At 60.7% G+C, this 24,737-nt stretch carries 20 protein-coding genes; 10 read left to right on the top strand and 10 right to left on the bottom strand.

Going from position 1 to position 24,737, the window contains the following annotated elements; all coding sequences use genetic code 11:
- The first annotated feature begins 21 nt into the window (after window positions 1–21).
- Window positions 22–594, top strand: coding sequence for a histidine phosphatase family protein (locus ACI2KA_RS10240; RefSeq protein ID WP_404501643.1), 573 nt, complete (start codon window positions 22–24; stop codon window positions 592–594).
- Window positions 595–661: 67 nt separating this feature from the next.
- Here the strand turns inward: ACI2KA_RS10240 and ACI2KA_RS10235 are convergent, their stop codons facing one another.
- From ACI2KA_RS10235 to ACI2KA_RS10210, 6 genes are all read right to left on the bottom strand, one after another.
- Window positions 662–1,009, bottom strand: coding sequence for a hypothetical protein (locus ACI2KA_RS10235; RefSeq protein ID WP_404501641.1), 348 nt, complete (start codon window positions 1,007–1,009; stop codon window positions 662–664).
- Between the two features lie 155 nt (window positions 1,010–1,164).
- A complete protein-coding gene (locus ACI2KA_RS10230) occupies window positions 1,165–2,523 on the bottom strand; it encodes an esterase-like activity of phytase family protein (protein ID WP_404501639.1) in 1,359 nt (452 codons plus the stop codon).
- 156 nt (window positions 2,524–2,679) lie between these two features.
- Window positions 2,680–3,708, bottom strand: coding sequence for an adenylate/guanylate cyclase domain-containing protein (locus ACI2KA_RS10225; protein ID WP_404501637.1), 1,029 nt, complete (start codon window positions 3,706–3,708; stop codon window positions 2,680–2,682).
- 182 nt (window positions 3,709–3,890) lie between these two features.
- Window positions 3,891–4,505: a hypothetical protein gene (locus ACI2KA_RS10220; protein ID WP_404501635.1), complete on the bottom strand. Its 615-nt coding sequence runs from the start codon at window positions 4,503–4,505 to the stop codon at window positions 3,891–3,893.
- Between the two features lie 75 nt (window positions 4,506–4,580).
- On the bottom strand, window positions 4,581–5,735 hold the full coding sequence (rnd, locus tag ACI2KA_RS10215) for a ribonuclease D (RefSeq protein WP_404501633.1): 1,155 nt from the start codon (window positions 5,733–5,735) through the stop codon (window positions 4,581–4,583).
- A gap of 82 nt (window positions 5,736–5,817) precedes the next feature.
- Window positions 5,818–7,089, bottom strand: a complete 1,272-nt coding sequence (locus ACI2KA_RS10210) for an MFS transporter (protein WP_404501631.1) — start codon at window positions 7,087–7,089, stop codon at window positions 5,818–5,820.
- A gap of 192 nt (window positions 7,090–7,281) precedes the next feature.
- On the opposite strand from ACI2KA_RS10210, the gene aspS reads away from it, so the two are divergent.
- The 3 genes from aspS to ACI2KA_RS10195 all read left to right on the top strand — a co-directional run bounded on the left by aspS (window position 7,282) and on the right by ACI2KA_RS10195 (window position 13,182).
- The gene (gene aspS / locus ACI2KA_RS10205; RefSeq protein WP_404501629.1) at window positions 7,282–9,069 is read left to right on the top strand and encodes an aspartate--tRNA ligase; all 1,788 of its coding nucleotides are present in this window, start codon (window positions 7,282–7,284) and stop codon (window positions 9,067–9,069) included.
- A 254-nt stretch (window positions 9,070–9,323) separates the two neighbouring features.
- Window positions 9,324–10,772: a cell envelope integrity protein CreD gene (gene creD / locus ACI2KA_RS10200; protein ID WP_404501627.1), complete on the top strand. Its 1,449-nt coding sequence runs from the start codon at window positions 9,324–9,326 to the stop codon at window positions 10,770–10,772.
- 304 nt (window positions 10,773–11,076) lie between these two features.
- On the top strand, window positions 11,077–13,182 hold the full coding sequence (locus ACI2KA_RS10195) for a methyl-accepting chemotaxis protein (RefSeq protein ID WP_404501625.1): 2,106 nt from the start codon (window positions 11,077–11,079) through the stop codon (window positions 13,180–13,182).
- A 60-nt stretch (window positions 13,183–13,242) separates the two neighbouring features.
- Here the strand turns inward: ACI2KA_RS10195 and ACI2KA_RS10190 are convergent, their stop codons facing one another.
- Entirely contained in the window at window positions 13,243–14,433 is a 1,191-nt protein-coding gene (locus tag ACI2KA_RS10190; protein ID WP_404501623.1) for a hypothetical protein, read from the bottom strand.
- Between the two features lie 229 nt (window positions 14,434–14,662).
- On the opposite strand from ACI2KA_RS10190, the gene parC reads away from it, so the two are divergent.
- Window positions 14,663–16,915 carry a DNA topoisomerase IV subunit A gene (gene parC, locus ACI2KA_RS10185; RefSeq protein WP_404501621.1) on the top strand — a complete coding sequence of 751 codons (2,253 nt, stop codon included), beginning with the start codon at window positions 14,663–14,665 and terminating at the stop codon, window positions 16,913–16,915.
- 90 nt (window positions 16,916–17,005) lie between these two features.
- On the opposite strand, the gene ACI2KA_RS10180 is transcribed toward parC, so the two are convergent.
- The 3 genes from ACI2KA_RS10180 to hemB form a co-directional block, all read right to left on the bottom strand.
- Window positions 17,006–17,764 carry an arginyltransferase gene (locus ACI2KA_RS10180; protein WP_404501619.1) on the bottom strand — a complete coding sequence of 253 codons (759 nt, stop codon included), beginning with the start codon at window positions 17,762–17,764 and terminating at the stop codon, window positions 17,006–17,008.
- A gap of 178 nt (window positions 17,765–17,942) precedes the next feature.
- Window positions 17,943–18,401: an RDD family protein gene (locus ACI2KA_RS10175; protein WP_404501617.1), complete on the bottom strand. Its 459-nt coding sequence runs from the start codon at window positions 18,399–18,401 to the stop codon at window positions 17,943–17,945.
- Between the two features lie 97 nt (window positions 18,402–18,498).
- Window positions 18,499–19,512 (bottom strand): porphobilinogen synthase, encoded by a 1,014-nt coding sequence (hemB, locus tag ACI2KA_RS10170; protein WP_404501615.1) that lies wholly within the window; start codon window positions 19,510–19,512, stop codon window positions 18,499–18,501.
- Between the two features lie 174 nt (window positions 19,513–19,686).
- Between hemB and ACI2KA_RS10165 the strand changes: the two genes are divergently transcribed.
- The 5 genes from ACI2KA_RS10165 (at window position 19,687) to nrdR (ending at window position 24,736) form a co-directional block, all read left to right on the top strand.
- Entirely contained in the window at window positions 19,687–20,124 is a 438-nt protein-coding gene (locus ACI2KA_RS10165) for a DUF6163 family protein (RefSeq protein ID WP_404501613.1), read from the top strand.
- A gap of 234 nt (window positions 20,125–20,358) precedes the next feature.
- Window positions 20,359–20,868, top strand: a complete 510-nt coding sequence (ldtR, locus tag ACI2KA_RS10160) for a transcriptional regulator LdtR (protein WP_026363448.1) — start codon at window positions 20,359–20,361, stop codon at window positions 20,866–20,868.
- Between the two features lie 373 nt (window positions 20,869–21,241).
- The gene (locus ACI2KA_RS10155; protein ID WP_404501611.1) at window positions 21,242–22,573 is read left to right on the top strand and encodes a murein L,D-transpeptidase; all 1,332 of its coding nucleotides are present in this window, start codon (window positions 21,242–21,244) and stop codon (window positions 22,571–22,573) included.
- A 380-nt stretch (window positions 22,574–22,953) separates the two neighbouring features.
- On the top strand, window positions 22,954–24,243 hold the full coding sequence (gene glyA / locus ACI2KA_RS10150) for a serine hydroxymethyltransferase (RefSeq protein ID WP_404501609.1): 1,290 nt from the start codon (window positions 22,954–22,956) through the stop codon (window positions 24,241–24,243).
- A gap of 13 nt (window positions 24,244–24,256) precedes the next feature.
- Window positions 24,257–24,736: a transcriptional regulator NrdR gene (nrdR, locus tag ACI2KA_RS10145; protein WP_003512508.1), complete on the top strand. Its 480-nt coding sequence runs from the start codon at window positions 24,257–24,259 to the stop codon at window positions 24,734–24,736.
- Window position 24,737 lies beyond the last annotated feature (1 nt).

The raw sequence follows: 24,737 nt of genomic DNA, 5'->3' as shown, positions 1-24,737 counted from the left end.
GAGAAATGGCAGCACATCGTCATGATCTATCTAGTGCGTCACGGTGAAACCATATGGAACACGCTCGGTCGGTATCAAGGCGTCAAGGATTCACCGTTAACCTCCCAGGGCGTCCGGCAGGCGAATGACGTCGCGATGCTGTTGCAGCGCGAGATCGCCGGCAGCGAAGGATCCTTCGAACTGAGTGTCAGCCCGCTTGGCAGAACACAGCAGACAGCCGCTATCCTGCAATCGGTTTTACCGATAAATAAAAGTGACGATGAACGGCTCATCGAGGTATCGGCGGGCTCCTGGGATGGCCTGACGACATTCGAAATTGAGAATGAGTTTCCCGGAATGCTCCGCGAAACGACGCCTTATGACTGGTATTTCAAATCACCGGACGGCGAGAGTCTTGATCAAGCATGCCATCGGGCGAGAGCGTGGTTAGCAAATGTGCGTAAGCCAACGATTGCCGTTTCCCACGGTCTTTTCGGAAGAATTTTGCGCGGAATATATCTGGATATGTCCGTCCGCGAAATGCTTGAACTTGCGGTTCCGCAGGATGGTTTTTTCGCTCTGGACGAGGGACATGTCCGCGCCGTCTTCTGTTAGATGAGCAATCCTCACCGCAAAGATTTTCCGACTATCCTGCCTCCCAGAAAATCACGGTTATTGCTGGCTAGCCGTGCCCCAGCGCCTTTCGGATACAGGCGCTGAGATAGGCATATTGCAACGGTGTTATGGTCGCCATGGCCTCCGTACGGCTGGCGGGCCTGTCCTGATAGCCGACCGGAATATCGAACTGGCTGAAGGTGAAATCCCAGCGGGTGCCGTCGACGATATTGTAGAAGTGGTCCGAGCCGCTGGCGGCGGTTTTGGCGAGTTCGCCGCCGAAAATATCCTGAACCACCAGGGCGGTGACGCTGCCTTGCCCCCGGGCGGGGTTTTCGCGTGACCACAGGCTGCTGGTTTCGCCGGACCAGCTTTTCTTCAAGGCGTAATAAAGTCGTTCGGCATGGTCCTGCATAAAGGGATTCTCCGTTTCGGAGCCGGGCTTTGGTCGAGACATGAGCAGAATCGGAACGGAGCGTCGTGCATCCCTTGGAGGCTGCATGACACTCCGTCCGTTGAATTCGCGCGGATGCGCCATGGGCGCCGGAGAAAATTCCGGCGCCGTATTGCTTATTTGGCGTCGAGCAGGTCCTTGACGTCCAGCAGGACGAACTCGTTATCGTCCGCCTTGTCCAGTGCGCGACCGGCCGAGAAGGGCAGGTTGTTGTCGTTGCCGACGATGATATGCGTGGCGTCGACGCGGTCGACATTCTCGATGGTGACGAAGGGCATGTCGTAATAGCCGTTGCCGCCGCCCTGGCGCTTCCTGTTGTCCGGGTCGGAAATCTTCATCAGATCGATATAGCCGATCTTGCGCGCCGCCCTGCCGACATTGGCGTCGTTGAATTCGATCTTGTAGATGCGCTTGACCTTGGCGGGACGGGCGAAGCAGTCGGCAGCCGGCGCCTTGGGATCGGCGCAGGCCTTGTCGGCCGTGCCGGCGCCATTGTCACGCTCGATGACGAGGGCGGTGGTCTCGTCCAGCATGTTGAAGTCGCCGATCGCCTCGCCGCCTTCCGCCAGCGGATAAAGCCAGGTGCGGCCGGTCCATGCCTTCTTGGCGGTGTCGAGTTCGATGATGCGGAGCGCTGTCGCGCCGTCTTCGGTTTTTTCCACCTGGCCGTCAGCCATGTAAAGCGGGCCTTCCAGCAGGCCGTAAAGCTTCGAGCCGTCCTTGGAGAGCGCCATGCCCTCATAACCGCCGGAACGCTTCAGGTTGAAGGCCGGCATTTTCTGCGTCGGGTTGCCGGGCAGGGCGAGAGCCGGATGGTCGGGAGACTTCACCTCGATGTCGCCGGCCTTGGTGGCGATCACGTCGGTCAGCTTGCCGTCGCGGGTGAATTTCAGGATATAGGGGCCGAATTCCTCGCCCACCCAGAAACCGTCGGCCACGGGTTGAATGGATTCGACGTCGAAATCGGCGCCGGTCAGGTAGCGTTTTTCCGTGCCTTCGAGAACGATGGGGAAGGGCGCCTTCATGTCCGGATCGGAAAGGAACACGGTTTCAAGGGCGTTGACCTTGCCGGCGTCCCAGTCGAATTTCAGGTGGTGAAGCATCAGCATGGCGTCGCTGGAATTGAGCTTGGAACCGAAACCGTTGTCGGAAAGGCTCCAGAAGCTGCCGTCGGGCATCGCCTTGATGCCGGAAAAACCCTGCATCGGCTGGCCGTTGAACGGCATGGAAAGGCCGGTCAGGCGCAGGCCGTCCTTGCCGGGCACAGTGCCGAGCCCTTCGGCGCGCTTGCGGTCGGCCGTGGTGAACTTGGCGGAGGTCTTGAGGTGTTCAGGCGCGTCAGTGGGCGCCGCGATGATGGTGTTGGCCGGCAGAATGGCGTGGGAGACCAGCTTTGCCGGAAACTCCTTTTCCGCCGCATGTGATGCGGAAGCGAGCGCGAGAACCGCGCAAGAGGCGAAAAGAATATGCTTCATGGTGGAGACCCCTCTCAATACCTGTTGAAGACAGGATTGAGGCGATAGGGTCGTCGCATGACAGGCAGGTGATTGTCGTTTGAAGCTTTGATGAATTTTGATGACGGCGGCTGCCGAGGACGGCGGGATCGCGGTGCGGCTTCCGGCCGGCAGGCCTCAGGCGGCGGGGGCCTGATACTGGCTGAGCGTGCACACGCCCAGCGTCTGGCCACGGCCCTTGACCGCATGTTCGCCGAGATATTCGCTGCGCACGCCCTTGGGCAGCACCAGCTGGTGCGCAAGGTCGGCGGAAATCAGCACCGGGTGCCCCAGCATCTTGCTCAGTGATTCGAGCCGCGAGGTCGTGTTCACCGTGTCGCCGAAATAGGTGATCTTGTGGTGGTCGACGCCGATTTCCGCCGTGATGACCGGCCCGCCATGGATGGCGAAGCGCAGGCGCGGCATTTCGCCGAAGCGGGCAAGCCACATGTCGCGTTTTTCCTCGATGCTCGCCTGGATGTCGAAAACGCAGCGCACGCAGGCCGCCCGCCGGATTGCCATGTGATAGGGCCAGGTGATGATGGCGGCGTCGCCGATATAATCGTCGATGACGCCGCCATGTCGCCTGACCGGCGCGGCGTAACTTGCGAAAATCTCGCCCAGGAATTCCTGGGCCTTCAGGTCGCCATGGGTTTCGGCAAAGGAGGTGGAACCGACGAGATCGATGAAGATGAAGACGCGGTCTTCGCTGACCGGCCGGCGATAGCGTCCGAGAATGAGATCGATGAAGATGTCGCGACCGAGAAGCTCTCGCACCCGCATGATGAAGACGATGATGCCGCAGACGATGAGGGTGAAGATCAGCGTCTGCACCTCGGCATGCACCGCCCGTTTCCAGGTGCCGGGAAATATCCCGCTCAGCCACAGGATCGTGCCGCCGAGCCCGAAACCGCAGAAAACCAGGATGGCGTAGATGATGAGGCCGACGGCGATATAGGCCGGTGTCGGCAGGGCGCTCACCTGCCGCGACAGGCCGGGCATGATGTAACCGCGCTCGAAGGCGAGGATCGGCGCACAGGCAAACAGTGCATAGGTCGCGCCGATGAGCGCGCCGCCGCCATATTCCAGGAAGGCGTAGGCCACGCCGCTGCCGGCCACGGCAACGAAGAGCACCACATAATCCAGAATGGGCAGCAATTTTCTCATGTCGGTTCTTGATCTCGGGAGGAAAGATCCGCCGCTCCCGCCGGCGAAGCGTCTGTTCAGGTCGTATGCGACATTAATGTGGAAAATGCGCTGCAAAAAGTGACCAATCGGTAAGGTTGCATGAAGGATTGGTAAGGCTGTTGCGCCGTTGCCGCAAAACGGGTGCGGAGGCGGTCCTACGCCTAATAGGATGTTCTGTAATAGACCGTTTCAAGCGGGGATTGCGGCCGGTCGTCCGGTGAGCGGTTCGACCATTTGAGTGGAAAGGCGGCGAAACGCAGTCGGTTGCCGTCGATCCAGGCGCGGTCGAACAGGGTTTCTCCCTTGCGCGCGAAGGTGATGGCGGCGCAGGTCCGCCCATCGACATCGAACGGAACATTCTCTTTCCAGCCGTTCAGGCCGCAGCCCGTGCCCTTCGGGTCGCCATTATAATGGTCGACGACGTCACCCTCATTCGGCGTCATGGTGATTGCGGTGACGGTGTGGGCGAAGAGCAGGCTGCCATGGTCTTTAAGGCCGCCGTCCAGCGTGCCCTCATATCGCACCTGCACCGTGGGTTTCTGGCAATTGTTGCGGGCATAAATCTGCGAGACGGCGTGCATGCTGCCGCCGTGTATGGTGATGCGTGTGACCATGCCGTGCCGGTCGTTCTTGCCGATCGTCAGGCAGTCGGTCGTCCATTCGCCCTGCAGGTCCAGCTTGCCGTCATCGGCACGGGCGAGAAAGGGGGCCGGTGTGGGGAGAAAGCCTGTGGCCGCCAGAAGGGCGGCCAGCAGCAGGGTGCGGGCAGGTTTCATGCGAAGACCCTCAAAGCGCAACTATCCCGAAAGGGATGGACCGCGATGCGGGCAAAATTGGGGTGAGGCGCGGGATTACGCGCCGCCCACCTCAATCGCTTCAACCTTCTTGCCGGCGAAACGCAGGGCCACTTCGCCATTGATGAGTTTCAGCGCCACGTCGCCGAACAGGTCGCGCCGCCAGCCGGTCAGAGCCGCCACCGTCGCGTTTTCGCCTTCGGCGGCGATCTTGTCCAGATCGTCGCTGTTGGCGATGACCTTGGCCGCGACGCCGTGCTTGTCCGCCGTCAGTTTCAGGAGAACCTTCAGCAGTTCCACGGCAGCACCGGAGCCTTCCGGCGCATGGCTGTGGCGCGGCGCCTTGGGCATTTCCTCTTTAGGCAATGCCAGCGCCGCATTCACCGTTTCGACGATGGCGGTGCCGGAGGCGGAGCGCTCCCAGCCCTTGGGAATGGTGCGGAGCCGCGACAGCGCCTCGGCGTCCTTCGGCTGCTGCTGGGCGATTTCGAAGATCGCATCGTCCTTCAGCACGCGTGAGCGCGGCACGTTGCGAGACCGCGCCTCCCGCTCGCGCCAGGCGGCGATGAATTTGAGGATGGCAAGTTCCGTCGGCTTGCGCAGGCGCGATTTCAGCCTGAGCCAGGCATCGTCGGGATGCATGTCATAGGTGTCGCGCGATTCCAGAATATCCATCTCCTCGGTCAGCCACAGCGAGCGGCCTTCGCGCTCCAGCTGGGCTTTCAGCGAAAGATAGACGTCACGCAGATGGGTTACGTCGGCCAGCGCGTAATCCAGCTGCTTTTCGGTCAGCGGGCGGCGGCTCCAGTCGGTGAAACGCGAGGACTTGTCGATCTGCACGTTCTTGATCTTCTGCACCAGCTGGTCATAGGAGATCGAATCGCCGAAACCGCAGACCATGGCGGCAACCTGCGTGTCGAAGATCGGATGCGGAATGAGCCCGCCGAGATGGTAGATGATTTCGATGTCCTGCCGTGCGGCATGGAAAACCTTCACGACGTTTGGATTGGCCATCAGCTCGAAAAGCGGGGTGAGATCGAGACCCTTGGCAAGCGGATCGACCAGCACTTCAAGCGTCGGGCTTGCCATCTGCACGAGACACAGCTCCGGCCAGAAGGTCGTTTCCCGCAGGAACTCGGTGTCGATGGTGATGAATTCCGATTTCGCCAGTTCCGTGCAGGCCTCGGCGAGGGCGGCAGTCGTTTCAATCATTGCAAATGGCCACTCGTGAAAATTATCCGTCTTACTTTCCCTTTGCCGGGCGCATGTCAATACAAAGCCCGCTTTTGAAGGCTCATGTCTCGTTTTTCTCGGGCGGATCGGGCTCCGGCCGGTCCTTTTTGGGCGGGTTGGGCGCGGCGAGCTTCTGGAAATAGGCAGAGGTGCGCAACAGCGAGCGGAACCGCCAGTTCCTGTCCTCCACGGGCACGCCCTCGCGCACCCGCAGCCGATAAAGCGTATACCCGATGAAAACGACCTGTATCGCGGCCGTATAGCTGAACAGCGCCTTGGGGCCGAACTGGTCGATCAGCAGCGAGGCGAGAAGCGGCCCGACGGTGGCGCCCGCCGACCAGAAGAACAGAAGCCCGGCCGACATCATCGCATGTTCGCCTTCCTTGGCGTGATCGTTGCCATGCGCGGAGCTCAGCGAATAGAGCGGCAGGGCGAAGGCGCCGAAAACGAAGACGCCGATGATGTTGCTCCATTCATCCGTGCCGGCGAAGAAGGCGAGAAACAGGCCGACGACCACAGACCCCGCCGTGGTGGCGAGAATGATGATGCGCCGGTCATAACGGTCGGAATAGACGCCGAGCGGATATTGCAGCACCACGCCGCCGATGATGCCGGCGCTCATGAAGGTGGCGATGGCGGTGACGGAAAGGCCGATCTGTTCGGCGTAGATCGGGCCGATATTGCGGAATGCCGCCATGCTGAGGCCGACGGCGATGCAGCCGACCACGGCAAGCGGCGAAATGCGCCAGACGGCGAAAAGATTGAACGGGATCTGCTTCGGCGGTGCGGGGTTGGATTTGTCGGCAAGCGAGATCGGCACCAGCGACAGCGACAGCGCCATGGCGATCAGCGAAAATACCACTGGCCCGGCAATGCCGGCGATGGGAATGATGTATTGCGCCAGCGTGACGGAGCCGAGATCGACGAAACGATAGATGGAAAGGGTGCGCGCCCGGTTGGAATTCGTCACTTGCGCGTTGATCCAGCTTTCGATCACCGCGAAAAGACAGGCGACCGCAATGCCGATGACGAAGCGCATCAGCATCCAGAACAGCGGATGGATGACGAGCGGCATGGCGATGGATGCCGCGGAAGCGACCGCCGCCATGGTGGCGAAGGTGCGGATATGGCCGATCCGGCGCATGAGCCGCGTCACGGAGATGCAGCCGAGCGCGAATCCGATGCTATAGGCGGCGCTGATGAGGCCGATGGTGCTGGCCGAAAATCCCTCGGAGATGCCGCGCAGCGCAATATAGGTTCCCTGCAGGCCATTGCCGCCGATCAGAATACCGGCGGTGACGAGAAGCGGGATGAGAGGTCTGATCTGGCTCATTGCGGGCCGACTCGGTTTGGCGGGCTTGATAAGCACTATCTAAAGCCAAGGCGGTGGAAAGGACAGCTGCAAGGCGACATTGTTGCGCTTTGCCTTGACAAATCGGGCTGGCCATGCGCTTTTCCGGCCAATTTCGACAGTGCGGCCCATCTGGTCTTCCATCTGGCCCGCAGCACGTTCCAGGATATAAAAATGCATCGTTACCGCAGCCACACCTGTGCCGCTCTCCGCAAGTCCGACGTCGGCGCGACCGTTCGCCTTTCCGGTTGGGTTCATCGCGTGCGAGATCATGGCGGCGTTCTCTTCATCGACCTTCGCGACCATTACGGCATCACCCAGGTGGTTGCCGATCCGGACAGCCCGGCCTTCAAGGTTGCCGAGACCGTGCGCGGCGAATGGGTCATCCGCATCGACGGCCTCGTCAAGGCGCGCTCGGAAGACACCGTCAACAAGGGCATGGCGACCGGTGAGATCGAGCTTTATGCGCAGGAAATCGAGGTTCTGGGCGTTGCCAAGGAACTGCCGCTGCCGGTCTTCGGCGAGCCTGAGTATCCGGAAGACGTTCGCCTGAAGTACCGCTTCCTCGACCTGCGCCGCGAAACGCTGCACAAGAACATCGTTCGCCGCACGCAGATCATCTCCGCCATGCGCACCGGCATGGCCGATGCCGGCTTTGCCGAATATACCACGCCGATCCTGACGGCCTCTTCGCCGGAAGGAGCCCGCGACTTCCTCGTGCCCTCGCGCATCCATGAAGGCAAGTTCTTCGCGCTGCCGCAGGCGCCGCAGCAATACAAGCAGCTTCTGATGGTGGCCGGTTTCGACCGCTATTTCCAGATCGCGCCGTGCTTCCGCGATGAGGACCCGCGCGCCGACCGCCTTCCGGGCGAATTCTACCAGCTCGACGTCGAAATGAGCTTCGTGACCCAGGAAGATGTCTGGACCACGATGGAGCCGATGATGACGGCCGTGTTCGAAAAGTTCGCCGAAGGCAAGCCGGTGACCAAAGAGTGGCCGCGCATTCCCTATGACGAGGCGATCCGCAAATACGGCTCCGACAAGCCTGACCTGCGCAACCCGATCGTCATGGAAGCCGTGACCGAACATTTCGACGGTTCGGGCTTCAAGGTCTTCGCCAACATGATCGCTTCCAACCCCAAGGTTCAGGTCTGGGCGATCCCGGCCAAGACCGGCGGTTCGCGCGCCTTCTGCGACCGCATGAACGCCTGGGCGCAGTCTCAGGGCCAGCCCGGCCTCGGTTACATCTTCTGGAAGGAAGAGGACGGCAAGGTCGGCGGCTCCGGTCCGCTCGCCAAGAACATCGGTGAGGAGCGCACCGAGGCCCTGCGCCAGCAGCTCGGCCTTGAGGCGGGCGATGCCTGCTTCTTCGTCGCCGGTGATCCCGCCAAGTTCTACAAGTTTGCCGGTGAGGCGCGCACCCGCGCCGCCGACGAACTGAACCTGATCGATCGCGACCGTTTCGAAATGTGCTGGATCGTCGACTTCCCCTTCTTCGAATATAACGAGGAAGAAAAGAAGATCGACTTCGCCCACAACCCCTTCTCGATGCCCCAGGGCGGTCTGGAAGCGCTGGAAGGACAGGATCCGCTCTCGATCAAGGCGTTCCAGTATGACGCGGTCTGCAACGGCTTCGAAATCGCTTCCGGTTCGATCCGTAACCAGTCGCCCGAACTGATGGTGAAGGCCTTCGAAAAGGTTGGCCTCAGCCAGACGGATGTGGAAGAGCGCTTCGGTGGTCTCTACCGCGCCTTCCAGTATGGCGCGCCTCCGCATGGCGGCTGCGCCTTCGGCATCGACCGCGTGGTCATGCTTCTCGTCGGCGCGAAGAACCTGCGCGAAATCACGCTGTTCCCGATGAACCAGCAGGCGCAGGACCTTCTGATGAACGCGCCATCGCCGGCAACGCCGACCCAGCTTCGTGAGCTGGCGTTGCGCGTGGTTCCGTCCAAGAAGGACTGACCGGGATCCATTCAGGTTTCAGACAAAGGGCTGGCGGCAACGCCGGCCCTTCGTGTTTTTGCAACGAACGCGGCAAAGTCACAATTTTACCGCGCATTGAACCGATTTCCGCACATAATCAGCCGAAATCCGATCCCAGTATAGATCTCGCGTTCATTTGGGGGCGCAAGACTATCGCGGGTTTTAAACTTGAAATGGCGTCATTCGGACTTCGCATCCGGCGTCGGCGCTATCATATTTAGAAGGATTTCAGAATGGCACATGAAACGGAAAAAGACCCTGTTCCGGCTGCAGGGCTGGCGGCTCCACCCCAGCCGCGCGGCGGCAATTTTGCTGTCAGCCTGCGTTCGCCTGGCGCCAAATTCGTGATGATCGGCTTCATTTCAATGATCCTGCTGGTGCCGCTCATGCTCGTCTGGGGGCTGACGGAAGAACGCGCTTCGCGGGCGGAAAACGTGGCCGGGCGGATCGCCAGCGGCTGGGGCGGCGATCAGGTGGTGAACGGCCCCTATCTTGCCGTGCCTTTCGATGTGGAGCGCCACCGCGAGGTGGATGGCCGCAGCATCGTCGACCGTACGACGCAATGGGCGCTGGTCATGCCGGAGACATTGCAAGTTACCGCCGATCTGAAGACGGAGGAAAGGCGTCTGTCGATCTACAGCCTGCCGGTCTATAACGGCAATCTGGTTCTCAACGGCCGCTTCGGCGCCGGCATCCTGCAGGATCTTGCCCGGTTTCCCGGCACGCCGCGTCTCGACAACGCCATTCTGGTTCTCAGCATTCAGGATATCACCGGCATCCGCTCCAGCGCCGGCGTCAGGATAGACGGCGGCCCGGTCTTGCCCTTCGATCCCGGCATGCGGGATATTTCGGCAACGACGGCCCGTGACGCTCCGGTGACGCCGGGAAGGTCCGATGCCGGGGTGCACCGGTCGGTTGACAGGAACCTCATCGCCAGCGGTTTTGCTTTCGATATCGCATTTTCCCTGAACGGTTCCGGCAGTTTCGCCGCGGCGCCCGCCGGCCAGACGACGCGGTTTTCGGCAAAGGCCAATTGGCCGCATCCCGGTTTCGAGGGACTGTTCCTGCCGGAGGAAAAGACCGTTACCGCAACGGATTTCAACGCCAGCTGGACCATCCCCTATCTTGCGAGGGGAATTGACCGGGTGGTTGAGGGCACGCGTCTGCCGCTATCGAACAGCCTGATGACGATCAACCTCGTGGAACCCGTGCAGTTCTACCAGATCATCGCCCGGACGCTGAAATATTCGATCGGCTTCATCTCGCTGGTTTTCCTGGCTGTCTTCATTGTCGAGCTCAAGGGCGGAACGGTGGTGCACTGGATACAATATGTCCTGACCGGCCTGGCGCTGATTGTCTTTTATGTGCTGCTGCTGGCGCTTTCCGAACATACCGGCTTCACCGTCGCTTATGCTGCGGCATCGATATCGACGGCGGCGCTGATCGCATTTTATCTCGGAAGCTCAACCAATAGTAGAAAAAACGGCATGGCGTTGTTCGCCGTTTTGACGGTCGCCTATGGCGTCATGTATCTGGTTCTGAATGAAGACGAATATGCGCTGCTGGCCGGCGCGGTGATTTCCTTCATTGCCATAGCCGCGACCATGGTCGCTACCCGGCGGGTCGACTGGTCGGGCGCCGGCGCTTCACGGTTGCGCAACGCCCCCGGCGGGACGGTGTAGCTCCGGTCGGATCGTCCGGGGTCGCCGCAAGCCCCGATTTTCTTTACCCGGCTTGGCATTAGACGTGAAAATGGCAGCGAGTGACGAGGCGGGAGAGCAAGGCTCTCCCGCCTCTTTTCGATCTTGTTTCCGCTGCGCGGCATCGTCTCCGTGAAAGCCTTCTGCTTGCCGGCGTCGTCTTTCTCTTTCCGTTTGAGCCATGGATTGTCATAAAAACTTAATCGAACTGACAAATCCGGTAGAGGACTTTTTAAGCCTTGTCGATCATTCATCGCCGCCATGAAGTTTCACAAACGAGGGTTGAATGTTTTCGCTGGTCTCGACGTTCAAAATAGCGCATCGCGTATCGATGCTGGCGCTGGCTGCACTGCTCGGCATTGCCGTCATCGCGGGCATGCTGCTGTGGCAAAGGCAGATGGAGGCGCGTTATCGCGTTGCAGAAGATACGCTGATCCAGCGGGACGGGGTCCTGATGAGCCTGGTGGACGATCTGCATGAAAGCCGCCTGCACCAGCGGGACTTTCTGTTGTCCCGGGAAATGGGTTCCGCGGCGCGGTTCGACGGGACGATGGAGAAGGTCCGGCAATCGCTGCTCAATCTCGAAAACAGCGCCACCCCTCAGACCCGGATGCGGCTCGAAACGCTGGCGCGGGGCGCGGCTGCCTATGGCGACCGCATGAAGGCGCTGGTTGCCAAGAACAGGGAACTCGGCCTCACGCCTGCCGAAGGCCTTGAGGGGGCGATGCGCAATGGCGTGCATTCCATCGAAAAACTCATCGACACCGTTGCCAATGCCGAAATCCGCGCCAGCATGCTGATGATGCGCCGGCACGAAAAGGATTTCATCCTGCGGCGCGACGAGACCTATGCGACGAAACACGCAGCCGAGGTTGAGACCTTCAAGACGCTGGTGAAGCTGGAATATCGGCCAGGCGCGGAGCGTCAGCGCATCATGGATGCTCTGGAAATCTACACCGCCTCTTTCCGCTTTTATGCGCAGGCGGTGCTGGAGGAGCAGAAGGCGCGCGATGACGTCGCTTCCGCCTTTGCGGCGCTGCTGCCCGTCGTCACCGATATTTCCGGCATCTACCGGCAGGAGCGGGAAGCCAGTGCGCTCGAAAATAAAGATGCGGCCGAAGCAACGGTTTCGATCGTCGTCTGCCTGATCGTTCTTACCGTCGCCATCCTGTTTGCCGGGGTCTATTTCATCGGCCGCTCGATCACGCGGCCGGCAACCGCCATTACCGGTGCGATGCGCCGTCTGGCACAGGGCGAAACCGAATTTGCGGTTCCCGGCCTGCGCCGCGAGGATGAATTCGGTGCCATGGCCCAGGCGCTGGAAATCTTCCGGCAGGCAGCCATCGCCAAGATCGAGCTGGAGGCGGCGGCGCTTGCGGCCCGTCAGCAGGCCGAAGCCGAAAAGGCCCGCTTCCAGTGCGAGGCGGAAGCCGAGGCGCAGGCGCGGCTGATGCAGGCGACGACGGGTCTTGCGGCGGCGCTGCACCATCTTGCCTCCGGCGATCTGTCCTTCGAGCTGAACGAGCCTTTCGCCCCGGATTTCGAGGCGCTTCGTCGTGATCTCAACCGCACCATCCGCCAGCTGGATGCCGCCATGTCCGGTGTCGTGCAGTCGAGCGTGGCCATTGACGGCGGCAGCCAGGAAATCAGCCGGAGCGCCGCCGATCTTGCCCGCCGCACCGAGCAGCAGGCCGCCTCGCTGGAGGAGACGGCAGCAGCCCTGGACGAGCTGACCGCAAATATCCGCATCTCGGCGGAACGTGCGGTGGAAGCCCGCATGGTTGCCCATTCGGCGGATGAGGATGCGAGCCGCACGGCCGATCTCGTTGTCGATACGATCATGGCGATGGAGAAGATCGAGCAATCCTCCGGCAGGATCGGCAGCATCATCAGCGTCATTGATGAAATCGCCTTCCAGACCAATCTCCTGGCGCTTAACGCCGGCGTCGAGGCCGCGCGGGCGGGCGAGGCGGGCCGCGGTTTCGCCGTCGTGGCGCAGGAGGTGCGCGAACTGGCGCAGCGCTCCGCCAGGGCCGCCGCCGAGATCAAGGTCCTGATCCAGACGTCCGGCGCCGAGGTGAAGGACGGGGCACGTTTCGTGCGCGAAACCGGCGCCGCCCTGTCGCGTATCGGCGGTTCGGTAAAGACAATCAACGACCATATCGAAGCCATCGCCGCCGCCACGAAGGAACAGTCGATCGGGCTTTCCGAGATCAATACCACCGTCAATCATCTGGACCAGGGCACGCAGCAGAACGCCGCCATGGTGGAGGAAAACAACGCCGCCAGCGCCATGCTGGCCAATGAGACCGCCCGTCTCAAGGAACTGGTCCAGCAGTTCCGGCTGAGCGAAACCGGCGGTCAGGAATACGGCCTGCGCGAAGCGGCATGATCGGCAGCGCCGCCGCATGGCGCACAAATGAAAAGCCCCGGCATGACCGGGGCTTTTTGTTTATTCGTTTGCCGTCACCGTTACGCCGAGCATTTTCGGCAGGGTGTTCGGCGCGCCCATCGCAGCGCCCATGATCATCGGGAAGGGAACCGGTTTTTCCGGCTCTGCGGTGATCGAGAAGTTCTTCGGATCGTCGATATAGGTGTTGATGGCCGCCGAGACCATGTTCTGCAGCTCCGGAACGTTGAGCGATGCCATCATGATCGGCGCCATGCCCTTGATGGTCTGGGCAAGCTGGTCGCCCGTCATGCCCTGCTGGCTTGCGGCGTAGTCGATGGCGCGCTTGGTGATGCTGGCGTCCTCGAAGCTGATTTCGGCGTTGACGAAGGACAGCTGCTGCATCAGGCCGAGCATGGCGAGGCTTGCCGCCTGGTCCGCCTGTTCCTTGTTCGGATTGGCGGCCTGCGCCTTCACCGTCTCCTGCATCGACTTGATGAAGGCAAGCGTATAACCGGAAAAGCCGAACGACATGTTGAGGCGGCCGACATTGTCGAGATCGACGGCATATTCCTCGACATCGACGGTCCCGGACGCCACTTCCCAGCTGCCGCTCATGGTCATGTTGCCGGAAAGGGCCTGCAGATTGAGCTTCTCGATTGCGTCCTTGGTGGCGGGATCGGTGGCTCCGCTGAGATCGGCCTTGAAGCCGGACGCATCGAGTTCGAAACCGATCGAGGACTTGTCATCGCTGACGGACATGGTGGCCGTGCTTTCCTCGAGCGAGAAAGCCGGCTTGCCGTCGATGGCAACGGAAATCGGGCCGCTATGCGCTTCGTCATAGAACATCAGCGCATCGACGGTGCCGGTGGTCGCATCGGCAGGAATGACGAGGCCGGACATGTAGATGTCGCTTGCCTTGATCTCCACGTTTTCCTGTTTGTAGTCGATATTGTCGAAACGGGCGTTCTTGATCGTGTAACCGCCGTTGTTTTCCTCGACGCCTTCGAGCGTGATGTTGCCGACCGGAATTTTCCTGGCCGGATCGGCGGCCGCGTTGAAGGTCACGCCGTTCAGCGTCACCGTCGAGCCGTTGACGGCGACGGAGCCGGCGGCGATCTCACCGCCCTGCGCGGCATAGGCGGCGTTGATCTTCTTCAGCACATCCCCGCCATCCAGCGCGAAAGCCGGTGCCGAAAGCGTGAGAAGCGCGGCACTCGCAAAAAGAACCTGGCGGGTGGATTTCAGTCTCATGATGTTTCTTCCCTCAACGTACGGATGTGCACCGTGTCCGAATTCGAATGCTGATACTTATATTCGCGATTATTCAAAGGTCTATAGGATTTAGATCGATTCGCATGACGGCGGCATTGCGGCATTTGCAACGCGGTTAACAAAAAACCGCATGAAAGAGCTACTTTCATCCACAGGGCAGACCCCTGAATTTCTTGCCGGGAATCGGCATTTCCGCTAGTCAAGCACCATGGGAAAAAATCTTGTACCTCCGTCCGGCGGAGACGATAACATTCATCCGGTCGATTTGAAGGCGGCGCTTGAAGAGCGCTACCTTGCTTATGCCTTGTCCACGATCATGCATCGTGCGCTTCCGGATGTGCGCGACGGTTTGAAGCCGGTTCACCGCCGCATTGTCTATGCCATGAGCGAAATGGGTCTGAGACCCAACTCGGCCTTCCGCAAATGCGCCAAGATCGTCGGCGAAGTCATGGGTAACTATCACCCCCATGGCGACCAGGCGATCTATGACGCGCTCGCGCGTCTGGCGCAGGATTTCTCGCTGCGGTATCCGCTGGTGGACGGGCAGGGCAATTTCGGCAATATCGATGGCGACAGCCCCGCCGCCATGCGTTACACCGAAAGCAAGATGACGGCGGTTGCCGAGCTTCTGCTCGAAGGCATCGGCGAGGACGCGGTCGATTTCCGCGACACTTACGATGAGTCGAATTCCGAACCGGTGGTTCTGCCGGGCGCTTTCCCCAACCTTCTGGCGAACGGGGCCTCCGGCATCGCCGTCGGCATGGCGACATCGATCCCGCCGCACAATGCCCATGAATTGTGCGACGCTGCGCTCTACCTCATCAAGCATCCCGACGCGCCGGTGGAAAAGCTGGTGGAATTCATCCCCGGTCCCGACCTGCCGACCGGCGGCGTGATCGTTGAAAGCCGCGAGAATATTCTGGATGCCTACAAGACCGGCCGCGGTGGTTTCCGCGTGCGCGCCAAGTGGGAAACGGAAGATCTCGGCCGGGGCGGTTACCAGATCGTCATCACCGAAATTCCGTTCCAGGTGCAGAAATCGCGGCTGATCGAGAAGATCGCCGAGCTGCTGATCGCCCGCAAGCTGCCGCTGCTCGAAGATATCCGCGACGAATCCGCCGAGGATGTGCGCATCGTGCTGGTGCCGAAGAGCCGCACGGTCGATGCGACGCTGCTGATGGAATCGCTCTTCCGCCTGTCCGACCTCGAAAGCCGCCTGCCGCTCAACATGAACGTGCTGTCGCTTGGCAAGGTGCCGAAGGTGATGGCGCTGAACGAGGTGCTGACCGAATGGTTGGCGCATCGCAAGGACGTGCTGGTCCGCCGCTCCCGCCATCGTCTGGCGGCCATCGACCGCAGGCTCGAGATTCTCGGCGGCCTGCTGGTGGCCTACCTCAACCTCGACGAGGTGATCCGCATCATCCGCGAGGAGGACGAGCCGAAACAGGTGATGATGGCGAAATGGTCGCTGACGGACCTGCAGGCCGAATCCATTCTCAACATGCGGCTGCGCAATCTGCGCAAGCTCGAGGAATTCGAAATCCGCAAGGAATTCGACGATCTCAGCAATGAGAAGGCCGAGATCGAGGCGCTCATCGCCGCCGATGACAAGCAGTGGCAGACCATCGCCTGGGAAATCGGCGAGGTCAAAAAGAAATATGCCAAGGCCACCGAGATCGGCCGCCGCCGCACGCAGTTCGCCGATGCGCCGGATGCCGATATCGAGGCCATCCAGCAGGCGATGATCGAGAAGGAACCGGTCACCGTCGTCATTTCGCAAAAAGGCTGGATCCGGGCGCTGAAGGGGCACATGTCCGACACCTCGTCGCTCACCTTCAAGGAAGGCGACGGCCCGAAACTCGCTTTCCCGGCGCAGACCACCGACAAGCTGCTGCTGCTGACGACGGGCGGCAAGGCCTATACGCTTGGCGCCGACAAGCTGCCGGGCGGGCGCGGCCATGGCGAGCCGATCCGCATCATGGTCGACATGGAAAACGATCAGGATATCCTGACCGCCTTCGTGCATGATCCATCGCGCAAGCTGCTGCTGGTCTCCACCGCCGGCAACGGTTTCATCGTACCCGAGAGCGAAATGGTCGCGAATACCCGCAAGGGCAAGCAGATCATGAATGTCTCGATGCCGGATGAAGCCAAGCTCGCCGTGCCGGTGACGGGCGATCATGTCGCCGTCGTCGGCGAGAACCGCAAGCTCTTGGCCTTCCCGTTGGCGCAGGTGCCGGAAATGTCGCGCGGCAAGGGCGTGCGCCTGCAGCGCTACAAGGATGGCGGCGTCGTTGACGTCAAATGTTTCGCGCTCGCCGAAGGCTTGTCATGGTCCGACACGGCCGGCCGTCTCTTCAACAAGGTCGGCGAGGAATTGCGCGAATGGCTGGCCGACCGCGCAACGGCGGGCCGCACCGTGCCGAAGGGCTTTCCGCGTAGCGGGAAATTTGGCGGGTAATATGTGAATGACGTTCCCGGCGGCAAAGCCGGGACGTCTTTCCTGCCTTACTTACAAGAGCTCAGCATTCGCTGAGGCTTTGACGACAGCTCATTTTTCTTCCGGCGTATAAACCTCCCACCCGCGCGGCGTCAGATGTTCCTGCGGGTGGTAGCGGGTCTTGTAGCCCATTTTTTCCGAACCATCGACCCAGTAGCCGAGATAGACATGCGGCAGGCCAAGCGCCCGGGTGCGGGTGATGTGATCGATGATCATGAAGGTGCCGAGCGAGCGTTTTTCGAGCTCGGGATTGAAGAAGGAATAGACCATCGACAGGCCGTCGCTCATCACGTCGCTGAGTGCCACGGCCAGAAGTTCGCCGCGCTTGCTGGAATCGATGCCGGAGCCCGGTTCGCGCACGCGGTATTCGATGATGCGGGTATTCACATGCGTGTCTTCCACCATGATCGCATAGTCGAGCGCCGACATGTCGGACATGCCGCCCGACTGGTGGCGGTGGTCGAGATAACGGCGAAACAGCGCGAACTGTTCGGTGGAGGGTTCGGCGGCGTGCACGGTCGCCACGACATCCCTGTTGGTTGCCAGAACGCGCCGCATCGATTTCGTCGGCTGGAACTGCTCGGTCAGGATGCGTACGGAAACGCAGGCACGGCAGTTTTCGCAGGCGGGGCGATAGGCGATGTTCTGCGAGCGCCTGAAGCCGCCCTGGGTCAGAAGGTCGTTCATTTCCGAGGCGCGTGGGCCGACCAGATGGGTGAAGACCTTCCGCTCCATCTGGTTCGGCAGATAGGGGCATGTGGCCGGCGCCGTAAGATAGAATTGAGGAGAGGGCGTCGCCTGCGTGTTCATCGAACCGTGATCGCCTCCTGCGTCTGTTATGAAAGCGTGCCGCGATTTCACGGGGTTGGCGGCGACGCTTCAAGCGACATGCATAATGTCACAGAATGGCAAAATGCCGTAAAACGTCAACTGCGAGATACGGCATTTGCCGGGTTTGACAACCACGTTTGCGTGGCTTTCCGCAATATCAGCGCGTTCTGACGATAACGGTGCCGAGCAGGAAGTCGTGAACGAGGCGCGAACGCTCGGTAAACAGGCCCGCAAGCAGGATCAGCGGCGTCAAAACCGAGTTGATGACCCAGAAAAGCACGATATGCACGGTTGCCAGCAGGAAATCGATTCGCCGCCCGTCCATGCGCGCCATCGCGATCCCCATTGCCCGCATGCCCGGGGTCGCCTGGGACGCGCCGCCGAGCGTCACGCCGAAATAAAGCACCGCGACGATGACGAACAGCGCCGGATAAAGGAAGAAGCCGAGACCGAGCGTGATCACGCCGAGAAAGAAGACGATCACGGCGGCCGGAATGCACAGCAGGAGTACGATCGCGTAGTCGATCAGGAATGCGAAGACGCGCCGGCTCAGGACGCCGCTATAGGCGCGCCAGTCATCCGGTGCGATATAGGTGGGGTTCTGGTCGAGGCTCATCGGTCGTTTTCTCCTGAGAGGGTCTGACAGCTCGGCACATGTGCCGTGTCAGCAGACAATATGGGAAACAAACGACCGAATACAATAAGCGTCGGCCTTAGCCCTTTGCGAGTTTGCGGGCCGCCTCCATGGCGAAATAGGTGAGAACGCCGTCGCAGCCCGCACGCTTGAAACAGAGAAGCGTTTCCATCATCACCCGCTCGCCGTCGATCCAGCCGTTCATGGCCGCGGCCTTGATCTGGGTATATTCGCCGGAGACCTGATAGGCGAAGGTGGGCAGGCCAAAATTTTCCTTCAGCCGCCAGCAGATGTCGAGATAGGGCAGGCCGGGCTTGACCATCAGCATGTCGGCACCTTCCTCCACGTCGAGCGCCGCGTCGCGGATCGCCTCCATGCCGTTGGCGGGGCTGATATAATAGCTCGCCTTGTCGCCCTTCAGCAGGCCGGCGGTGGAGATCGCCTCGCGGTAGGGGCCGTAATAACCGGAGGAGAATTTCGTCGCATAGGACATGATGCCGACATTCTGGTGCCCGGCGGCGTCCAGGCCGCGGCGGATCGCGCCGATGCGGCCATCCATCATCTCCGACGGAGAAATAATGTCGGAGCCGGCATCCGCCTGCAGGACGGCGGCCCTGACGACCTGCTCGACCGTCTCGTCATTGACGATTTCGTCGCCGCGTAAAATGCCGTCATGCCCGTGGCTGGTGAAGGGGTCGAGCGCGACATCGGTGATCATGCCGATATTCGGCAGGGCTTTCTTCACCGCGGCGGTTGCCTGGTTGATGAGGTTGTTGGCTTCGAGCGCATTCGAGCCGGTCTCGTCGCGCAGCTCCATCTCGATATTCGGGAAGGTGGCGATTGCCGGAATGCCGAGATCGGCGGCTTCCTTTGCCGCTTCCACCAGCCGGTCGACGCTCATGCGGTTGACGCCGGGCATTGCCGGAATGGGGTCGAGAATGTTGCTGCCGGGCACGATGAAGACCGGCCAGATGAGATCGTCGACGGTGAGGCGGCTTTCCTGCACCAGACGGCGCGTCCAATCCGCCTTGCGGTTACGCCGCATGCGGCGATGGCCGGTTATCTCATCGACCAGATGCGTTTTATCCTGCATGTAAGAATGTCCTTCGATCAAATTTGGCAAGCTGCATAACATGAAGAGGCGCGCATGCGAATGCGACAATCTTCCCCCATTGAGGTCCTGCGCCGGCGATGATGCTTTGACAAGGCGGGCGGCGGGATTCAATATGGGCTGGTCGCCCGTTCGTCGAGACCGTATCTTCCGGCCATGGAACCTGATTCTCAACCTCTGCCGAAGCGTCCGCTTACGGAAATCCTCTTTCTGGTCTTCATGAGGCTGGTCGCGGTCACCTGTTTCTGGTTCGGCCTGCAATATTGGGCGATGCTCACGGGGTATTCGCTCGGCGGGCAGGGACGGTTCGACATGCTGAACCTGCCCTGGCGAGTGGCGGGCAGTGCGCTGGCGGTCATTTTCCCGGTCGCGGCGCTCGGCCTCTGGCTCGGCGCCTCCTGGGGGGCGGTCATGTGGGTCATGGGGGCGGGGGCGCAGATCGCCATGTACAAGGTGTGGCCGCATATCTTCGGCGCCAACACGCTGGTACCCGTCATGCACGGTCTCGTGGCAACCATTTATATACTGTTTCTGGTCGCTTTCTGGCTGGATCATCGCCAGAATGAAGAACGCGCAAGAATTGATTTACCATAAGAATAAAGCAATTCGGCCTGTTTTCGGGCCGAGTTTTAGTCTTAAGTCATTGATTTATAACGGTCTGTATCAGGCCGTTCCCGCTTCGCCACAAGTTGGGCCTTCTCGGGAAAATGCAGGTAACCATTTGTTAATCGTAGCTTTTAAGTAGAATTTTATGCGCATTGATTAGGTTCTCACTCAAGGCGGGAGACAAACAAACACACCGCCAAACAAAACAGTGAGGCAGTCATGATCAATAGCAAAGTTAAGCCGCAGGCCGTCGTTGCCGATGCACATGAAGATACCATCCGCTCGCTCTACATGGAGTCGCTGCACCTGGTGGAACGTCTCCACCGTCGCCTCCTCGATGTCATCAAGGACGAGTTCGACCGTCAGGGTCGCGATGACGTCAACGCCGTTCAGGCCCTGCTGCTGTTCAACATCGGCAATTCCGAACTGACGGCCGGCGAGCTTCGTTCGCGTGGTTATTACCTCGGTTCGAACGTCTCCTACAACGTCAAGAAGCTGGTCGACCTCGGTCTCATCAACCACCAGCGCTCGCGTGTCGACCGTCGCTCGGTCCGCATCAGCCTGACGGAAAAGGGCCAGGAAATCGCCGAAACGGTTGCCCGCCTTTATGAACGCCACGTCGGCTCGATCGAAAAGGTCGGCGGCATCGGCACCGGCGAGTTCTCCGAAATGAACAAGCTGCTGCAGCGTCTCGACCGCTTCTGGAACGACTCGATCGCTTATCGCCTGTAATCGTCGCAACGATCCGCTGTTCAAGCCGGGGGCATTCCTTGCCCCCGGTTTGCGGATTCGGTGCTGCGCCGCTACGGCTTTTGCGTGTCAAGACCCGCCTCAGAAACGGGTCTTCGCCCTGGTTTGCAGGCGAACACAGCTTCGTGAGAAGGGGGCCGTGACACGAATCGGCCATATTGATATGGGACGCGCAGATTTAAGGAGCCGGCGGTTTCTCCTGCTGTCGCGGCAAGTCCCGACTGTTGTGCCAGACACCAGCGCCAGGATCGTGGCGTATCGAGTATGACCGGCCGGCAAACACGGTGTACGTGTTTGTTAATCATATTGATTTAGGCATTGTTCAGAATGCCGAAGAGAGTGGCTGGTAGGTAGAATGACAAAGAAATCCGTTTCCTCATCCGTATCGCGCCGTGCGCTTCTGCGTTCGGCCGTTTCCGTTGGCGCCGCAGCGCTCGCCGCTCCGGCCTTTGCGCAGAACGCGCTCAACGATCTCATGGGCTCGTCGCGCCGCGGCAACTGGGATGACCAGTTCGACGCCAATACGTCGCGTTCGGCCGTGGGCGTCGTCTCCAACAATCCGGTTCTCGGGCGCGAGGCACCGATCTACATGCAGCAGGCGATCATGCAATATCAGCAGATCGTGCAGAATGGCGGCTGGCCGGAAGTACCGGCGTCCCAGCAGCGTCTGCAGATCGGCGTCTCCGATCCCTCCGTACAGGCGCTGCGTCAGCGACTGATGGTGTCCGGCGACCTGCCGCGCGAAGCCGGCATTTCCAGCGCATTCGATTCCTATGTCGATGGCGCGCTGAAGCGTTTCCAGGCCCGCCATGGTCTTCCGGCTGACGGCGTCAGCGGCGAATACACCACCAAGGCGCTCAATGTTTCGGCGCAGATACGTCTCGCCCAGCTGCAAACCAACCTCGTGCGCATCCAGTCCATGTCGGGCGATCTCGGCCAGCGTCACCTGATGGTCAATATTCCGGCCGCCGCCATCGAGGCCGTGGAAAATGAACGCGTCGTGCTGCGCAACACCGCCGTCGTCGGCCGCGCCAGCCGCCCGACCCACGTCATCAATTCCAAGATTTACGAGGTCATCCTCAATCCTTACTGGACCGCGCCGCGTTCGATCGTCGAAAAGGACATCGTGCCGCTGATGCAGAAGGACCCGACCTATCTGGAGCGGAACAATATCCGCCTCATCGACGGCAAGGGACAGGAAGTCTCGCCGACGGCGGTGGACTGGTTTGCGCCCAAGGCCCCGAACCTGATGTTCCGCCAGGACCCCGGCAAGATCAACGCCATGTCGTCCACGAAGATCAACTTCCACAATCCGAACAACGAATATATGCATGACACGCCGCAGCAGGGCCTGTTCAACAAGCTGATGCGTTTCGAATCCTCCGGTTGCGTGCGCGTGCAGAACGTGCGCGACCTGACGAGCTGGCTGCTGCGCGACACGCCCGGCTGGTCGCGTCAGGAAATGGAACGCGTCATCGCCACCCGCGTCAACACGCCGATCAAGCTGGCGCAGGAAGTGCCTGTCTATTTCGTCTACATCACCGCATGGTCGGCAAAGGACGGCGTGGTGCAGTTCCGCGACGACATCTATGAAAAGGACGGCAATGCCGAACTGGCGCTCAACACCACGAGCGGCATGGAGCAGCCTGCCGGCCCCGTCGACGACGACCTTCTGCCGCGCAACTGATCCGGCTTATGCCGTCAGTTTTATGAAAGGAAAGCTGCATCGCCTCGGTGCAGCTTTCAGCAGTGGGAATTATCTTGTTTTCCCTTTGCTCCGATCGTTGACTGAGGTGCGAAAACCTCTCCCCCGTCATCCTCGGGCCTGACCCGAGGATCCACAGCGGCACGTAGAATGGATCCTCGGGTCAAGCCCGAGGACGACGTGGAATGTGGGATTTACAAGTCGCATTGCTCCGCGCTGCTCTTCCTGGCGATTTTCATAAAAACATCTGCTGTTTTTTGCCGCAACGTCGCAGTTTGACAGGCAAATCTCGCACCCCGTATTGCTCTTGCCCGGGCAGGAGGCTAAGACGCCATCGCATTACTGTTTCAGGAGCCTTCACCATGTCGAACACAGATGCTTTCTTCTCCCGTCCGCTTGCCGATGTCGATCCGGAAATTTTCGGCGCGATCGAGAAGGAACTGGGTCGCCAGCGCCACGAGATCGAACTGATCGCCTCGGAGAACATCGTCTCCCGCGCCGTGCTTGAAGCGCAGGGGTCGATCATGACCAACAAATATGCGGAAGGTTATCCGGGCAAGCGCTACTATGGCGGCTGCCAGTTCGTCGACATCGCCGAAGAGCTTGCCATCGAGCGCGCCAAGAAGCTGTTCGGCGTCAACTTCGCCAACGTCCAGCCGAATTCCGGTTCGCAGATGAACCAGGCCGTGTTCCTCGCGCTGTTGCAGCCGGGCGATACCTTCATGGGCCTCGACCTGAATTCGGGCGGTCACCTGACACATGGTTCGCCGGTCAACATGTCCGGCAAGTGGTTCAACGTCGTGTCCTACGGCGTGCGCGAAGGCGACAACCTGCTCGACATGGACGAGGTGGAGCGCAAGGCCAAGGAACACAAGCCGAAGCTCATTCTCGCCGGCGGCACCGCCTATTCGCGCGTCTGGGACTGGAAGCGTTTCCGCGAGATCGCCGATGAAGTCGGCGCTTACCTGATGGTCGACATGGCCCACATTGCCGGTCTCGTCGCCGGTGACCAGCATCCGTCGCCGTTCCCGCACTGCCATGTCGCCACCACCACGACGCACAAATCGCTGCGCGGCCCGCGCGGCGGCATGATCCTCACCAATGACGAGGATCTGGCGAAGAAGTTCAACTCGGCCGTCTTCCCCGGGCTGCAGGGCGGCCCGCTGATGCATGTCATCGCCGCCAAGGCCGTTGCCTTCGGTGAAGCGCTGCAGCCCGAGTTCAAGGATTATGCCGCGCAGGTCGTCAAGAACGCCAAGGCGCTGGCCGAAACCCTGATCGAAGGCGGTCTGGACGTCGTTTCCGGCGGCACCGACAACCACCTGATGCTGGTCGACCTTCGCAAGAAGAACGCCACCGGCAAGCGCGCGGAAGCCGCACTCGGTCGTGCCTACGTCACCTGCAACAAGAACGGCATTCCCTTCGACCCGGAAAAGCCCTTCGTCACCTCCGGCGTCCGTCTCGGCACGCCGGCCGGCACGACGCGCGGTTTCAAGGAAGCGGAATTCCGCGAAATCGGCAAGCTGATCGTCGAGGTCCTCGACGGCCTGAAGGTTGCCAATTCGGACGAGGGCAATGCCGCCGTCGAGGCTGCGGTGCGTGAAAAGGTCGTCGGCCTGACCGACCGTTTCCCGATGTACCCGTACATGTAAGGAAAAGAAGACGATGCGCTGCCCCTTTTGCGGTTCCGAAGACACACAGGTCAAGGACTCGCGTCCGGCGGAGGACAACACCTCCATCCGCCGGCGGCGCATCTGCCCGGATTGCGGCGGCCGCTTCACGACCTATGAGCGCGTGCAACTGCGCGAGCTGATGGTCATCAAGAAAAGCGGCCGCAAGCTGCCCTTCGACCGGGAAAAGTTGGTGCGCTCCTTCGAGATCGCACTGCGCAAGCGCCCGGTCGATCGCGACCGGATCGAACGTGCGGTCTCCGGCATCGCCCGTCGTCTCGAAAGTTCCGGCGAGACGGAAATTCCCTCGGAAGAAATCGGCCTGCAGGTTCTTGAAGCGTTGAAGAGCCTCGATGACGTGGCCTTCGTGCGTTATGCCTCGGTCTATCGCGATTTCAGCCACGCCGAGGACTTTGAGAACGTGATTGCCGAAATCAACGCCAAGATCGCCCGCGATACCGACGCCGGAGCCTGAC

The sequence above is a fragment of the Agrobacterium sp. NPDC089420 genome, assembly GCF_044900305.1.
In the GTDB taxonomy this organism is placed as follows: Bacteria; Pseudomonadota; Alphaproteobacteria; order Rhizobiales; family Rhizobiaceae; genus Agrobacterium.
Note: the sequence above shows the minus strand (reverse complement) of the source record. Positions and strands in the feature narration are given on the sequence as shown.

Bases quoted from the DNA above. Each gene is read 5' to 3' on its own strand.
- ACI2KA_RS10240 (WP_404501643.1), top strand. From the start codon at position 22: ATGATCTATCTAGTGCGTCACGGTGAAACCATATGGAACACGCTCGGT.
- ACI2KA_RS10235 (WP_404501641.1), bottom strand. From the start codon at position 1,009: ATGCAGGACCATGCCGAACGACTTTATTACGCCTTGAAGAAAAGCTGG.
- ACI2KA_RS10230 (WP_404501639.1), bottom strand. From the start codon at position 2,523: ATGAAGCATATTCTTTTCGCCTCTTGCGCGGTTCTCGCGCTCGCTTCC.
- ACI2KA_RS10225 (WP_404501637.1), bottom strand. From the start codon at position 3,708: ATGAGAAAATTGCTGCCCATTCTGGATTATGTGGTGCTCTTCGTTGCC.
- ACI2KA_RS10220 (WP_404501635.1), bottom strand. From the start codon at position 4,505: ATGAAACCTGCCCGCACCCTGCTGCTGGCCGCCCTTCTGGCGGCCACA.
- rnd (WP_404501633.1), bottom strand. From the start codon at position 5,735: ATGATTGAAACGACTGCCGCCCTCGCCGAGGCCTGCACGGAACTGGCG.
- ACI2KA_RS10210 (WP_404501631.1), bottom strand. From the start codon at position 7,089: ATGAGCCAGATCAGACCTCTCATCCCGCTTCTCGTCACCGCCGGTATT.
- aspS (WP_404501629.1), top strand. From the start codon at position 7,282: ATGCATCGTTACCGCAGCCACACCTGTGCCGCTCTCCGCAAGTCCGAC.
- creD (WP_404501627.1), top strand. From the start codon at position 9,324: ATGGCACATGAAACGGAAAAAGACCCTGTTCCGGCTGCAGGGCTGGCG.
- ACI2KA_RS10195 (WP_404501625.1), top strand. From the start codon at position 11,077: ATGTTTTCGCTGGTCTCGACGTTCAAAATAGCGCATCGCGTATCGATG.
- ACI2KA_RS10190 (WP_404501623.1), bottom strand. From the start codon at position 14,433: ATGAGACTGAAATCCACCCGCCAGGTTCTTTTTGCGAGTGCCGCGCTT.
- parC (WP_404501621.1), top strand. From the start codon at position 14,663: ATGGGAAAAAATCTTGTACCTCCGTCCGGCGGAGACGATAACATTCAT.
- ACI2KA_RS10180 (WP_404501619.1), bottom strand. From the start codon at position 17,764: ATGAACACGCAGGCGACGCCCTCTCCTCAATTCTATCTTACGGCGCCG.
- ACI2KA_RS10175 (WP_404501617.1), bottom strand. From the start codon at position 18,401: ATGAGCCTCGACCAGAACCCCACCTATATCGCACCGGATGACTGGCGC.
- hemB (WP_404501615.1), bottom strand. From the start codon at position 19,512: ATGCAGGATAAAACGCATCTGGTCGATGAGATAACCGGCCATCGCCGC.
- ACI2KA_RS10165 (WP_404501613.1), top strand. From the start codon at position 19,687: ATGGAACCTGATTCTCAACCTCTGCCGAAGCGTCCGCTTACGGAAATC.
- ACI2KA_RS10155 (WP_404501611.1), top strand. From the start codon at position 21,242: ATGACAAAGAAATCCGTTTCCTCATCCGTATCGCGCCGTGCGCTTCTG.
- glyA (WP_404501609.1), top strand. From the start codon at position 22,954: ATGTCGAACACAGATGCTTTCTTCTCCCGTCCGCTTGCCGATGTCGAT.
- nrdR (WP_003512508.1), top strand. From the start codon at position 24,257: ATGCGCTGCCCCTTTTGCGGTTCCGAAGACACACAGGTCAAGGACTCG.